General features: G+C 63.5%; 14 protein-coding genes and 1 pseudogene. 10 read left to right on the top strand and 5 right to left on the bottom strand.

Features of this window, described 5'->3' with window-relative positions; translation table 11 throughout:
* Window positions 1-33: 33 nt before the first annotated feature.
* Window positions 34-861, bottom strand: coding sequence for a L,D-transpeptidase (locus AB4136_RS20390; RefSeq protein WP_024925514.1), 828 nt, complete (start codon window positions 859-861; stop codon window positions 34-36).
* Between the two features lie 405 nt (window positions 862-1266).
* Between AB4136_RS20390 and AB4136_RS20385 the strand changes: the two genes are divergently transcribed.
* The 4 genes from AB4136_RS20385 to AB4136_RS20370 all read left to right on the top strand — a co-directional run bounded on the left by AB4136_RS20385 (window position 1267) and on the right by AB4136_RS20370 (window position 4680).
* Window positions 1267-2145 (top strand): branched-chain amino acid aminotransferase, encoded by an 879-nt coding sequence (locus AB4136_RS20385; protein WP_024925513.1) that lies wholly within the window; start codon window positions 1267-1269, stop codon window positions 2143-2145.
* A gap of 335 nt (window positions 2146-2480) precedes the next feature.
* The gene (locus AB4136_RS20380; protein ID WP_024925512.1) at window positions 2481-3077 is read left to right on the top strand and encodes a superoxide dismutase; all 597 of its coding nucleotides are present in this window, start codon (window positions 2481-2483) and stop codon (window positions 3075-3077) included.
* A gap of 219 nt (window positions 3078-3296) precedes the next feature.
* Complete coding sequence (locus AB4136_RS20375) at window positions 3297-3734, top strand: c-type cytochrome (RefSeq protein WP_024925511.1); 438 nt, start codon at window positions 3297-3299, stop codon at window positions 3732-3734.
* 13 nt (window positions 3735-3747) lie between these two features.
* Window positions 3748-4680 carry a cytochrome c gene (locus AB4136_RS20370; protein ID WP_036254888.1) on the top strand — a complete coding sequence of 311 codons (933 nt, stop codon included), beginning with the start codon at window positions 3748-3750 and terminating at the stop codon, window positions 4678-4680.
* A gap of 115 nt (window positions 4681-4795) precedes the next feature.
* Here the strand turns inward: AB4136_RS20370 and AB4136_RS20365 are convergent, their stop codons facing one another.
* On the bottom strand, window positions 4796-6901 hold the full coding sequence (locus AB4136_RS20365) for a S9 family peptidase (RefSeq protein WP_137900965.1): 2106 nt from the start codon (window positions 6899-6901) through the stop codon (window positions 4796-4798).
* Window positions 6902-7322: 421 nt separating this feature from the next.
* Between AB4136_RS20365 and AB4136_RS20360 the strand changes: the two genes are divergently transcribed.
* Window positions 7323-7748, top strand: coding sequence for a MucR family transcriptional regulator (locus AB4136_RS20360; RefSeq protein ID WP_024925509.1), 426 nt, complete (start codon window positions 7323-7325; stop codon window positions 7746-7748).
* Window positions 7749-7896: 148 nt separating this feature from the next.
* Here the strand turns inward: AB4136_RS20360 and AB4136_RS20355 are convergent.
* A pseudogene (locus tag AB4136_RS20355) lies at window positions 7897-8163 on the bottom strand (cytoplasmic protein); the annotation flags it as partial.
* Between the two features lie 221 nt (window positions 8164-8384).
* Between AB4136_RS20355 and AB4136_RS20350 the strand changes: the two are divergent.
* Together AB4136_RS20350 and AB4136_RS20345 are read left to right on the top strand one after the other, a co-directional pair.
* Entirely contained in the window at window positions 8385-8792 is a 408-nt protein-coding gene (locus AB4136_RS20350) for a helix-turn-helix domain-containing protein (RefSeq protein WP_024925507.1), read from the top strand.
* A 55-nt stretch (window positions 8793-8847) separates the two neighbouring features.
* Window positions 8848-9588 (top strand): DUF6456 domain-containing protein, encoded by a 741-nt coding sequence (locus AB4136_RS20345; protein WP_244431229.1) that lies wholly within the window; start codon window positions 8848-8850, stop codon window positions 9586-9588.
* Window positions 9589-9613: 25 nt separating this feature from the next.
* Here AB4136_RS20345 and AB4136_RS20340 read toward each other — a convergent pair whose 3' ends face one another.
* Together AB4136_RS20340 and AB4136_RS20335 are read right to left on the bottom strand one after the other, a co-directional pair.
* Window positions 9614-10042, bottom strand: a complete 429-nt coding sequence (locus AB4136_RS20340) for a SufE family protein (protein WP_024925505.1) — start codon at window positions 10040-10042, stop codon at window positions 9614-9616.
* A gap of 146 nt (window positions 10043-10188) precedes the next feature.
* Window positions 10189-10551, bottom strand: a complete 363-nt coding sequence (locus AB4136_RS20335) for a DUF5330 domain-containing protein (protein ID WP_024925504.1) — start codon at window positions 10549-10551, stop codon at window positions 10189-10191.
* 304 nt (window positions 10552-10855) lie between these two features.
* On the opposite strand from AB4136_RS20335, the gene AB4136_RS20330 reads away from it, so the two are divergent.
* The 3 genes from AB4136_RS20330 (at window position 10856) to AB4136_RS20320 (ending at window position 13572) form a co-directional block, all read left to right on the top strand.
* On the top strand, window positions 10856-11002 hold the full coding sequence (locus AB4136_RS20330) for a hypothetical protein (RefSeq protein ID WP_161773083.1): 147 nt from the start codon (window positions 10856-10858) through the stop codon (window positions 11000-11002).
* Window positions 11003-11075: 73 nt separating this feature from the next.
* Entirely contained in the window at window positions 11076-12794 is a 1719-nt protein-coding gene (locus AB4136_RS20325) for a sensor histidine kinase (RefSeq protein WP_024925503.1), read from the top strand.
* Window positions 12769-13572: a peptidoglycan-binding protein gene (locus tag AB4136_RS20320; protein WP_024925502.1), complete on the top strand. Its 804-nt coding sequence runs from the start codon at window positions 12769-12771 to the stop codon at window positions 13570-13572. Before AB4136_RS20325 ends, AB4136_RS20320 begins: the two co-directional genes overlap by 26 nt.

Genomic DNA, 13572 nt, shown 5'->3' with positions numbered 1-13572 from the left:
GGGCAGCGGCCGTTTCGCGATATCGAACGGTGTTTAGAACCAGGAGCGGCCGGCGGGGCCGAGCAACTGCGAGCCAGCGGGGACGCCGCTGTCGATCGGGATACCCTGCTCCTGGTCGTAGGAATTGGCGACCAGCGGCTGTCCGGCGCGTTCGGTGACGATCACCTTGGCGCCGTTCTTGACCCGATCAAAGAGATCGATGACGTCCTGGTTGATCAGGCGCACGCAGCCGGACGAGACCGACTTTCCGATGGAGCTCCATTCCGGCGAACCGTGCAGGCGGTAGAGCGTGTCCTCGCCATTCTGGAACAGATAGAGCGCGCGGGCGCCGAGCGGGTTCTTGAGGCCGGGCGGCATGCCGCCATTGTCGGCGCTGAACTTGCGCAGTTCCGGCTGGCGCTTGATCATGTCTTCGGGCGGCGTCCACTTGGGCCACTTGCGCTTCCACTGCATGACGGCGGTGCCCGACCATGCGAAGCCGGCGCGGCCGAGGCCAACACCATAGCGCAGCGCGCGACCACCCGGCAGCACGACATAGAGGAAATGCGTCGAGGTCTCGACAACGACCGTGCCCGGCTTCTCGCCGGTCGGGTCCGGAACGACCTGGCGCAGGAACTGCTGGTCGATCTTGCGGTAGGGGATCGCGGGGATCTCGTAATTCTCGTCGACCACCGGGCCATACATGACGGCGTAGTCGGGCAGGATCGGATCGGCGGGCGGCGGCGGGGGAGGCGGTGCTACCACCGGCGGCGGCTCCTGGCTGACGGTGGTACAGGCGGCCAGCGCCATCGAGGCGGCGCCGACCAATGCGGTGTTCAGGAACCCCCGGCGGGTCATGGGGATGGTGGGCGTCTTGAGCATAATGGCCTTGGATTAGTTCGATATGTCGAAGAAAGCGTGAATGGGCGTTGGCCCGCTTGACGGTCGTGCCGTTGTGATGGGGGCGATAGGCGTTTCTGATTCCGGCGGCAAGGTGGACAAAAAGAGGCGAGGGGGTGACGGTCCGGCTAGTGTTGCCGATCGGCAACGCCATTTTCATGGCTTTCGCCGGGCGCGGCCTCCTTTCAAGCTGGCTCCGGTCGCGCAAAGCCTTGTTTGACATGGTTTTCTTTATGATTTTCGCGCCAGCCGATCACATCTGCGTGACGGGGTTGCGGATACGGAGCGGTCGCCGCTGGCCTCACCAATTCCGGCCGATGCCGGTTGACGGCACCATCGCCTCGCGCCCAATCTTGCCAGCCTCATCGGCAGCAACGGGATCCGACCATGACTTTGGCGAGCGCCGCACTTTCAACCACCTGGACCTTTGTCGACGGCGACTGGCATGAGGGCAATGTCGCGCTAGTCGGGCCGCGCAGCCACGTGTTCTGGCTGGGCTCGTCGGTATTCGACGGGGCGCGCTGGTTCGAGGGCGTCGCCCCGGACCTTGACCGCCATGCCGCCCGCGTCAACGCCTCGGCTGTCGCACTCGGCCTGGAGCCGACCATGACGCCGGAAGCGATCATCGGCCTGACCTGGGAAGGGCTGAAGAAATTCGACGGCAAGACCGCCGTCTATATCCGCCCAATGTACTGGGCCGAGCATGGCGGCTATATGGGCGTGCCGGCCGATCCCGCCTCGACCCGCTTCTGCCTGTGCCTCTACGAGGCGCCGATGATGCCGCCGGCCGGATTTTCGATCACCGTGTCGCCATTCAGGCGGCCATCGATCGAAACCATGCCCACCAATGCCAAGGCCGGTTGCCTCTATCCGAACAATGGCCGCGCCATTCTGGAAGCCAAGGCGCGCGGTTTCGACAATGCGCTGGTACTCGACATGCTGGGCAACGTCGCCGAAACCGGCTCGTCCAACGTGTTCATGGTCAAGGACGGGCACATCTACACGCCCGCCGCCAACGGCACCTTCCTGTCTGGCATTACCCGGGCGCGCACGGTCAAGCTGTTGGCTGATTACGGCTTCCGCACCACCGAAAAGACGCTGACGGTGCGCGATTTCCGCGAGGCCGACGAGATTTTCTCGACCGGCAACCATTCGAAAGTGGTGCCGATCACCCGCATCGAGGATCGCGACCTGCAGCCTGGTCCGGTCGCCAAGAAGGCGCGCGAGCTCTATTGGGAATGGGCGCATTCGACGCCCGCCGGTTAGCAGCCTGTGGACGGTTAGGCCTCCATAAGATGCGACCGGCCACCCTTACCTACGTCATTCCCGGGGGCGCTTAGTGGAACCCGGAATGACCGCTTGCGAGTTCGATCTCGAACTGCCCACACGGCCTGGCGACCGCTTGAAAATTAATTTTCCAAGTGTTCCCTTAGTATATTTTTTCGGGTAAACCCGGTTCCATGGCGAAAACGGCCTGCCACTTTCCGGTGCGATGCTTTAGAAGGAACCGCACACCAGTTTCATGGGTTGTCGCGAGACAGTTCCACCATATGTCTGTCCGGTGAGAGATTGCCGGAAATTGCCAACGAAGGAGTACGACCATGGCTTTTGAACTGCCCGCCTTGCCTTACGATTACGAGGCGCTTCAGCCCTTCATGTCGAAGGAAACGCTGGAGTACCACCACGACAAGCATCACAAGGCCTATGTCGACAACGGCAACAAGCTGGCCGCAGAGGCCGGCATGGAAAACCTGTCGCTGGAAGAGGTGGTGAAGCAGTCGTTCGGCAAGAATGCCGGCCTCTTCAACAACGCCGCCCAGCACTACAACCACGTCCATTTCTGGAAGTGGATGAAGAAGGGCGGCGGCGGCAACAAGCTGCCGGGCGCGCTGCAGAAGGCGGTCGACAGCGATCTCGGCGGCTATGACAAGTTCAAGGCTGACTTGATCGCCGCTGGCACCACCCAGTTCGGCTCGGGCTGGGCCTGGGTCTCGGTCAAGGACGGCAAGCTCGCCATCTCCAAGACCCCGAACGGCGAGAACCCGCTGGTTCACGGCGCTACCCCGATCCTCGGCGTCGACGTGTGGGAGCACTCCTATTACATCGACTATCGCAACGCGCGCCCGAAATATCTCGAGGCTTTCGTCGACAGCCTGATCAACTGGGATTACGTGCTGGAACTCTACGAAAAGGCGTGAAGACCGCTCTTTCGGTCCACTGAATTTGATCTGGAGGAGCCCCGCTTTTGCGGGGCTTTTTCTTTGGCCCAGCGGCCCGGGCTTGGCCGTCCTGCCGATCTCGCGACCATTCAACTGAGGTTCAAAGGCGCGTGAGTGGATATTCCGGAATTTTTGGGCCACCTTGGCCGTTGTCCCAGGCATACGAATGTCTCGATCGTCAACCAAGGAACTCACCGAATGAGAAAGCTTGTCCTCGCCGTCTCGATGCTTGCCTTCGCGGGCTCGGCCGCCTTCGCTGATCCGATCGCCGACCGTCAGGCCCTGATGAAGGAGCGCGGCAAGCTCGTGGGCGGCCTTGCCAAAGTGGTCAAGGGTGATGCCGCTTTCGACGCGGCCGCCGTGCTCGACCAGCTCAAGGCCCTGGAAGCGAATGCGCAGAAATTCGATGTCGCGACGATGTTCCCGGCCGGCAGCGACAAGGGCGAAACCGAAGCCGCTCCGAAGATCTGGGAAGACCCGAGCGGCTTCAAGGCCGCTGGGGATAAATATCTGGCCAATGTGAAGGAAGCCGTGGCTGCCGCGCCCGACAGCGTCGACGCGCTGAAGACCAGCTTTGGCGCGGTGACCGCCAATTGCGGCGGCTGTCACCAGCCCTATCGCCTGAAGAAGAGCTGACGGGACGCGCCCGGTGTGGGGCAGGATAGTCGGCGCCGGCGTGGCGCTGGCCGGCATTGTCGCCGGAGCCGGATGGATTTTGTCCGCGCCGGTCGGGCTGGATGCAGCCACCGTTGCCGGGCTCGGGGCGGGCGATGCGGTGCGCGGCAAACGCATCTTCAACGCCGGCGGCTGCACATCCTGCCACGCGCGGCCCAAGGCTGAAGGCGACGCCCGGCTGGAACTGGTGGGTGGGGTCGAACTGAAGACCGGGTTTGGCACCTTCGTTGCGCCTAACATCTCGCAGGACAGACAAGACGGCATCGGCGCCTGGTCATTGGAGGACTTCGCCAACGCCATGATGCGCGGCGTCTCGCCTTCCGGCGAACATCTCTATCCGGCCTTTCCCTATACTTCCTATGCCCGCATGAAGCCGTCGGATGTGGCCGATCTCTACGCCTATCTGAAGACGCTGCCAGCGGTTCCCGGAAAGGCGGCGGCGCATTCACTGTCTTTCCCCTTCACCATTCGTCGCGGCATCGGCCTTTGGAAACGGCTCTATCTAGACAGCAACCCGGTTGTGGCGCTCGCCGCCGACGCACCCGCCGCGGTCGTCGCCGGACGCTATCTGGTTGAAGGGCCCGGCCATTGCGGCGAATGCCACACACCGCGCGATGTCTCTGGCGGACCCGACAAGACACAATGGCTGGCCGGCGCGGTCGCCGCCGAAGGTGGCGGCATCGTGCCGAACATCACGCCTGGCAAGGGCAGCTTCGCCGGCTGGTCGGCCGCCGACATCGCCAACTATCTGGAGACCGGCTTCACGCCGGAGTTCGATTCCGTCGGCGGTTCGATGGCCGACGTGCAGAAGAACATGGCGCAACTGACGACCGAAGATCGCGCCGCGATCGCCGCCTATCTGAAGGCGATACCGCCGCACGCCAATGGCTATCCGGCGCGGAAGTAGCGAAGGCCGTCGGCAATCGGCAGTCGGGAAGAAAACCCGTCGCAGTGTCGGCTGCGACAGGCGAGACGGCGAATTCCACGTCAACAATCTCTTCCGACTGCCGACTGCCGACAGCTCAGGCTTCCATCTTCCCCGTCACCTTGAGAGCAAAAGCATAGGTGAAGGCGATCTCCTCCAGCCTGGAGAAGCGCCCGGACGCACCGGCATGGCCGGATTCCATGTTGATCTTGAACAGGACCGGGCTGTCGCTTCGTTTCATTTCGCGCAGCCGCGCCACCCATTTCGCCGGCTCCCAATAGGTGACACGCGGGTCGGTCAGCCCGGCCAGCGCCAGGATTGGTGGATAATCGAGCGCGCCGACATTGTCGTAGGGCGAATAGGCCGCGATGGTGCGGTAGTCGTCCGCCGAGGCGATCGGGTTGCCCCATTCGGGCCATTCTGGCGGTGTCAGCGGCAGGGTCGCGTCCAGCATGGTCGTCAGCACATCGACAAAAGGCACTTCGGCGACGATACCGCCGAATGCGTCGGGCGCCATGTTGGCGATGGCGCCCATCAGCATGCCGCCGGCCGAACCGCCCTGCGCCACGATGCGGTCATGGGCGGTGTAGCCTTCGGCCACCAGATGCCGGGCGGTCGCGATGAAATCCGTGAAGGTGTTCATCTTCGTCGCGCGTTTGCCGTCCTCGTACCAGGCGTAGCCCTTGTCCTTGCCACCGCGGATATGGGCGATCGCATAGACGAAGCCGCGGTCGACCAAGGAGAGGCAGTTGGTGTTGAAGGATGCCGGTATGGCGATGCCGTAGGAACCGTATCCGTAGAGCAGGCAGGGCGCCGAGCCGTCGATGGGCGTGTCGCGGTGGTGGATCAGCGAAATCGGCACCAATTCGCCATCGTGAGCGGGGGCCATCAGCCGTCGGGTGACATAGTGGCTGGCATCGTGGCCGGACGGCACTTCCTGCGTCTTCAACAATGTGCGCTGGCGCGTGCGCATGTCGTAGTCGAACAGCTGCGACGGCGTCGTCATCGACGAATAGGAGAACCGCATGATTTCGGTGTCGTATTCGTAGGACCCCGACAGGCCAAGCGAGAAGGCCTCCTCGTCGAAGGAGATCAGATGTTCCTCGCCGCTCGCCCGCTCGCGCACGACGATGCGCGGCAGGCCGTCCTTGCGCTCCAGGCGTACCATGAAGTCCTTGAAGCCGATGACCGAGAGGATGAGGCGTCCCGGCTCGTGCGGCACCAGCTCGCGCCAGTTGGCGCGCACAGGGTCGTGTGCCGGCGCGGTCATGATCTTGAAGTCCTTGGCGCCGTCGGCATTGGTCAGGATGAAGAAGACATCGCCGCCTTCCTCGAGGTCGTATTGCAGCCCGATTTCGCGTGCCGCCACCAGCTTCGGCTCGGCAAGCGGCTCGCCGGCGCGCAGCAGCCTGTATTCGGAGGTCTCGTGATCGTTGATGCCGATCATGATCCATTCGTTGCTGCGCGTTCCGCCAACATTCATGAAGAAACCTGGATCTTGTTCTTCGTAGACAAGAAGATCTTCTTGCGAATTGGCGCCGATCGCATGGTAGAAAGTCTTGGATGGGCGATGATTGGCATCGAGCCTGGTGTAGAAGAACCCGCTGTTGTCGGCCGCCCACACGCCGCCGCCGCCAGTATCCTCGATGCGGTCGGCAAGATCGTTTCCGTCGGCAAGATCTCGCACGTATAGCGTGTAGAATTCGGAGCCCTTGTCGTCGAAGGCCCACAACAGCCTTTTGTGGTCGGAAGAGTGGTCGACGCCGCCCAGGCGGAAGTAGGCCTTGCCTTCGGCTTCGAGGTCGCCGTCGAGCAGGATCTGCTGTTCGCTGCCGTCGCGCGGCGTGCGGAAATAGCGCGGCTGTTCGCCGCCGAGCTTGAAGGAGGAGCCGTAGGCGAAGGGGCCGTCCTTCATCGGCACGGAGGAATCGTCCTCCTTGATGCGGCCCTTCATCTCGCCGAACAGAGCTTTCTGCAGGTCGGCGGTGTCGGTCATCAAGGCCGCCTGGTAGGCATTCTCGGCCTCCAGATGCTTGCGGATCGTCGGATCGAGCACGGAGGAATTCTTGAATACTTCCTGCCAGTTGTCGGCCCGCAGCCAGGCATAGTTGTCGACCCGGGTCACGCCGTGGTGGGTGTCGGAATGGGGTCGCTTTTCCGGGCGCGGTGCAGTGGCCTGGGGAAAAATTGCAGGTCGGGTCATCCAAATCTCGCTGTGCAGAATCCGAGTTGCGACTGAACACGGCGAGGCGGCGGCATTCAAGAGGCGCCCGCTTCTTTACGCGGCGGACGGCGGTCGAGGGAGGCGCTGCTCAGTAGTTGACGTTGGGGAAGGTTGGGAAACGCTCGCCGGCGGCCCGGATGTAGTTCAAGATGTTCTCCAGAGCCGCGGTTCGATTAGGCCAAGCGATAACGCAGAAGTTGTACGGAGTACGGAAAAATATCCACCCGTCAAAGAATATTTTCTTGAGCAGTATTAATATAGTTGAAGAATGAATTGACTTACTTGTCTATCAAGTCCATTAAAGCCCCGTGACACGACTCGCGGGCAACAGCCTGTGCAGAAGCGTGCAGCGCCCTCTCCAGAATGGGCAAGACTTAACTCTCGTTGGGACCCGAACGCTATGGATATTGTCGAAACGCCTCCAAAAAACAGCGATATGCTGATCGAGTTGACCGCAGACGTGGTTGCCGCATACGTCAGCAACAATCCTGTTCCGGTGGGTGAGCTTCCGAATCTGATCGCCGATGTTCACGCTGCCCTTGGCCGCGTGGGTGGAACGGTGGAACAGCCGCCTGCCGACAAGCAGAAGCCGGCTGTCAATCCGAAGCGCTCGGTTCATGACGAATACATCGTCTGCCTCGAGGACGGGAAGAAGTTCAAGTCGCTCAAGCGCCATTTGATGACCCATTACGGGCTGACCCCCGACCAGTACCGCGAAAAGTGGGGCTTGGACGCCAACTATCCGATGGTCGCCCCGAACTATGCCGCCGCGCGCTCGCAGCTGGCCAAGAAGATGGGCCTCGGCCGCAAGCCGAAGGGCCGGTAGTTCCAGGCTTTTCACGGGTTCACGGCTTCGCCAAGGAGTTGTTGCCCGCGTGATCGAACGGCGCCTTCGGGCGCCGTTTCATTTTTCGGGCATGGCTGCGCGCCCGGTTTCCGACATGGCCGCCATCCTCGCTTTGCGCCGGCGCTTCGCCGCGCAGCCGGTCCAGTGCCTGTTTCAGCGCGATATGACGGTTGAGATCGTAGCTCCAGTGGCGGCGCATGCCCTTTAGCCGCTCGCGTTCGATGACCCGCTCAAGCCTTTGCATCAATTTGGCTTTCGTCTCGGGCGGCGCGGTAAACGCGGCCGCCAGATCGATGCCGCATAACAGGCTCGTCGCCGCGAGCTGGCGTGCCTCGTTTGCCTGCGCTGTTTTCCTGGCACCGAAACTTTTCGCTTCTTCCTCGAACCGCTTCATCCGTCCTGCCTCGCTGTTGCTGTGACGGTGAGATCATCTCCGCTACGCGGGGCGTGGGGAGAAAGGACAAGCGCGCTTCGGGACGGTGAAAATTATTCGCAAGTCATTTCAAGACTTTGCGCGCTATTTGCCAGATTCAATGTTCTTGATTTGTTCACATGTACGGCGTATCCGGCTACAAAGGAACTTATTCCTATAACGGGAGGGGTTTCGTGCAATTGATGACCGTCCTAGCCGATGAACCGGGCGAACCTGCCACCAGCGGGCTCGTATTTTCGGAAGGGTCTCACCCACATGCGAAGCGACGCGACGAGATCGTGTTCGAACTTTGCGAAGGGCTGATCGACATGACCGCGGCGCTGTTTTCGGTGTCGAGCAGGGAACTGCGCAAGGCGCAGCGCACGTCGGCGCCGGTGACGCGGGTCCGGCAGATCGCCATGTATGTCGCGCATGTCGTGCTGCAGTTCACCCAGGGCGAGATCGGCCGCGCCTTCGGCCGCGACCGCACGACGGTGGTTCATGCCTGCCACCTCATCGAGGACATGCGCGACGACGCCGAATTCGACCATCTCGTGCTGGTGGTCGAACGGATTGCCTATGCCGCCTTCCGCGACCGGCTGGGGCGCTGAGATGGAGGCGTGCGCGACTGTGGTTTCAAGCGAAAGAAGGCTGCTGCATTTTCTGATGCCGGGCCCGGCCTCGCTGCGGCCGGCCTCGGTCGCGGGCCGGCTGCTTGTCGAAGCTTCGGGGCGGGGTGCGATCGCGGTGGAGGAGCATGTGCTTGCCACGCTCGCTTCCGGCGGCGTGATCAAACGCGAAGGGTTCAGCCTGGCATTGACGGCCAGCGGCGCTGCGCTGGCGCAGCGCCTGTCCGCGCCTGCCGACGCATTTGGCGGGCGACAACGCGAACTTGGCGTGGTGACCGCCGATACCGGCACCTGTCCGGTTTCGGTCATGGCCAATCTGTCGGAATCGCCGCTGGCGCAACTGGTGCGGCGCAAGACCAAGGACGGCAAGCCGTTTCTGAGCCCACCGGAATTCGAGGCGGGCGAAAGGCTGCGCGCCGACTATACGCGCGGCCAGATCATGCCGAGGCTGGGCGCCAACTGGGAGGCATCGGTCTCGTCGGGCCGGCGCGCCGACGGCCTCGCCGACCTGACCGACGCCGCGCTCGCCGCGCGCCATCGCGTCGAGGCCGCGCTGGCGGCGGTCGGCCCGGAACTGTCCGGCGTTCTGGTCGATGTCTGCTGTTTCCTGAAGGGGCTCGAACGGGTCGAAAGCGAACGCGGCTGGCCGCTGCGCTCGGCCAAGATCGTGCTCAAGACCGGCCTGGCAGTACTGGCGCGGCACTACCGCCCGCCGGCGCGTGGACCAAGGCAACCCCTGCATTGGGGCGCGCAGGATTATCGCCCGCGCATCGCGTGACGGTAGATAGTCTTTCGCGAAACGCTCAGGCGGTCTGCTTCAGCGCCGCTTCGGCATCGTGCTTGATGCGCTTGACCATGGAGCGCAGGCCGTTGGCGCGCTGCGGCGACAGATGTTCGTCCAGCCCCAGCGCTTTCAGCGTGGCTTCCGCGTCGGTCTTCAGGATATCGCTGGAAGTGTGGCCGGAAAACAGCGCCAGCATGATCGCCACCAGCCCACGCACGATATGCGCGTCAGAATCGCCCTGGAACGTCAGCACCGGATCGCCGCCGCTGCCCTGTTCGGTGGTCAGCCACACCTGGCTGACGCAGCCGGGCACCTTGTTCTGGGGTATGCGGGCGGTATCGGGGAATTCCGGCAGCGCTTCGCCCAGCTCGATCACATAGCGATAACGGTCTTCCCACTCGTCGAGCAGGGAGAAGTCGTCGCGTATGGCTTCGATGGTGGCGCTCATGCAGGCGATATAGTCACGCCGGCCGCTACAGTCACGGAAAAAGAAAACCGCAGGCGCCGAGAGGGAGGCGGCCTGCGGGTGATGCCGAAGATCGGCAAGGGGATTTTCGCGACAAAAGTGGGATCGGGGCCTGGCGCCCCGGCCGATCAGTTGTTCGGATCGGGGCGGGCGGACGGCGTCGGGATGACGCTGCCGGTGATGGTCGTGGTGTCCGACGGGCCGGCCGGCGCGGCCTCGGCCTGCTTGGCCGGCTGGTCGTCCAGCATGTCGGCGGCGATCTTGGCGGTTTCCTTGGCGCGTACCGAGATGGTGTGCACCGCGGCCTTGCCGGTTTCGCAGACGTCGGGCTTGCGTTCGCACATGCCGGCAATGTCGCCGACCGCGTCGCGCGCCGCCAGCAGCGCCTGGATGGGGTTTACGCTCTGGCCCTGTTCGTCGGAGCCGACGCTGAACGGCAGCACGAGCAGCACGAGCGAGAACCAGAAAGCGGCTCTGAGCAGAAAGAACATGACACGACCCTCTCGTTGTGACCGGACCGGGCATCGTTGTGCCGCAGTCTCGTTTGTTGAGGATGATCCTGACACAGCCGCGCAAAGGACGGCTTGCGGTCCATGCGAGAATTTGCCTCAAATTTTAGACAATCTGGAAAGGCCCGATTTTCGATTTAGACAAGGCTAAAATGCGGCCTTTTTCGTTAGGGCTGCGGTAACCATCTAAGATGCTGTGTTTATTCGTCTTTTCCGGCACTGCTCCGATAGCGTCCGAAATGGCCGGAAAAGTCCTGAAGGCGGTCCGGCTAACCCGGTGTTTACCATGACCGCAATCGGCTGGGCATGGATGCCGGGGGATACCGATATTCGCACCGTGATCGGCCTAGTTCGGCCCGGTTTTATTCATTCCTTAAAGGCTGGATGCGAGTTTCAGATCAACAAAAGCGATCTGCAAAGCAGACCAGTGTGAGTGCGTTGCGTTGAATTCGATAGCGACCCGATACGTTGATTTGCCCGACGCCGTGGCCGCAGGCTGCGAGCGGTTGGTGCATGCTGGCGTTACCGATCAGGCCGCCCGCCGCAGCCAGCGCCGTTTCATCGGCCTGATGCTGGCGGCACCTTTCCTGTTCGCCAGCGCCGCCGTTGTCCTGGTCACCGCCAGGCTGGGTGCCGATGTCACCGTTGCCACCATTTTCGCGATCTTCGGTCTGTCCTGGTTCACCGCACTGCTGGTGGCTGCCACGGGCCGCCTGATGCCGGCCGCTGGCGTGGCACTTGGCGCCGGCGCCGTCGGCCTTGCCGGCCTGGTCGCCGCCGGTGGCGGTCTCGCGTCGCCGCTGGTCATCCTGGCGCTGGCCCTGTCGGCCGAGGCTTTCTGGATTGGCAATTCGCGCCGCGCCGCGGGCATTGGCCTCGCGGCTGCGCTCGCCGCGCTCGTTCTGCAATTCGCCCTGGCGCCGTTGCTGCCGGTGGAAGCACCGACCGCCTGGCACTGGCTGTTCCCGGTCGCCTGGGGCCTGACCTGGCTGCCGCGCGTTCGCGGTCTCGGACGGTCGCTCGCCGATGACGACGCGACGCCGGAGGCAACGCGCCTGGAAGACATTATCGACGCCGTGGTGCTGCGTTTGGCGCAGAACGGCGAGGTGCTGGAAGCGTCGGCGCAGTCGCGCGGGCTGTTGAAGCTCGCGCCTGAACTCCTGTCCGGCAACGGGTTGTTCGACCGCATCCATCTGGCCGACCGCGTCGCCTACCTGTCGTCGCTGGCCGACATGCGCGAGGGCGCTGCGCTGCGCAGCGTCGAGATGCGCGTGCGCCTCCCCAGGGGCGAGGCGGGCGATGGCGCCTCCAACCACCAGCCGTTCCGGCTCGACCTGATGCGCGCCGGCGATGGTTTCGTCGCGCTGCTGCGCTCGAACGAAGAGATGCAGGACCTGAAGCATGCGCTGGCCGGCGCGCGTGAATCGGCGGCTGGCGCCGATGTCGCCAAAGGCAGGTTCCTGGCCGCCGTCAGCCACGAGTTGCGTACGCCGCTCAACGCCATCATCGGCTTCTCGGACATGCTGCTGAACGAGATATTCGGCGGCTTCAAGGACCCGCGCCAGAAGGAATATGTCGAGCTGGTGCGCGATTCCGGCCACCATCTGCTCGCCGTCGTCACTTCGATCCTCGACGTGTCGCGCATCGAATCGGGCGCCTATTCGGCGCAGCCGGAGCCGTTCCGCTTCGTCGACGCCGTCGAGATGTGCCAGTCGATGATGCACATGCAGGCCGAGGCCAAGAACATCCGGCTGACCACGCAGATCGCCGCCGATTCGGGCGAGATCAACGCCGACCGCCGCGCCGTGCAGCAGATCCTCATCAACCTGACCTCGAACGCCGTCAAGTTCACGCCGGACGGCGGCGCGGTCTCGATCGGTTCGCGCCGCATCGGTTCGCGCCTGCATTTCTGGGTGAGCGATACCGGCATCGGCATAGCCGAGGCGGATCTGTGCAATCTCGGCAAGCCGTTCATGCAGATCCAGAACGACTATACACGCCGCTTCGAAGGCACCGGCCTCGGCCTGTCGCTGGTCAAGGGCCTCGTCAGCCTGCACGAAGGCACGATGTCGGTCGAAAGCGCGCCGGGCGAGGGCACCAAGGTGACCATCAGCCTGCCGGTGGATGGTCCGAAGGGGAATGCCCCCAAGTCGACCGTGCTGCCGTTGACCCAGCCAAGGAACGAAAAGGAGGCCGGCCTTGGCTCGCTCCGCAAAACAGCCTAGGAAAGGCGCCCGCAACAAGCGCCCCGGCATGCTGCAGACCGGCACCGCGGCGCTGGGCGAGATGATCGCCAACAACCCTGTCCTGGTCGGTGGCTCGACCGCCTTCCTGGTGACGCTATTCTACGTCTCGGCCAACGCTCTGTGGTATCAGCCGGGCCTGCACACCGGCGCCTTCTTTGCCACGCGCAGCTTCCAGCAATTCCCGGTACCGGCCGTGCCGGAGCCGGAGACCACCATCAACATTGAGCGACCCGACCCGAATGCGGCGGCAGTCCCCGCCACTTCGCAGCAGGCAGTCGCCAAGAGCGATCCGGTCGTGCAGCGGGTGCAGGGCGTGCTGAAGGAGATCGGCTATTACGACGGTACCGTCGACGGCCTGACCGGGCCGGCGACGCGCAAGGCGATCGAGACCTATCGCCAGAAGATGGGCCTCTCTGTTTCCGGCGCCATCGACGGAGCGTTGCTCGACCATCTCGGCATTGCCACCACCGCCTCGGTGGTGCCGCAACCGGCGCCGCGCAGCGACACCACAGGCACGGTCCCGAAACCGGCGCCGGCCAATGCCATGACGGATCAGCAGAAGACCGACGCCCGCCTCGTCAAGATCCAGGCGGGCCTGCGCGCCTTCGGCAATAACGACATCAAGATGGACGGCGTCATCGGCGCCCGCACCAAATCCGCCATTCGCGAGTTCCAGTCGCTGTTCGGACTGCCCGAAACCGGCGAGCCGGACGAAGTGGTCTATGCCAAGATGCGCGAGATCGGCCTGACCAACTGA

The organism is Mesorhizobium sp. 2RAF21, from assembly GCF_052115345.1.
In the GTDB taxonomy this organism is placed as follows: Bacteria; Pseudomonadota; Alphaproteobacteria; order Rhizobiales; family Rhizobiaceae; genus Mesorhizobium; species Mesorhizobium terrae.
The sequence above is the reverse complement of the archived record's forward strand: the minus strand, read 5'-3'. Positions and strand labels throughout refer to the sequence as shown.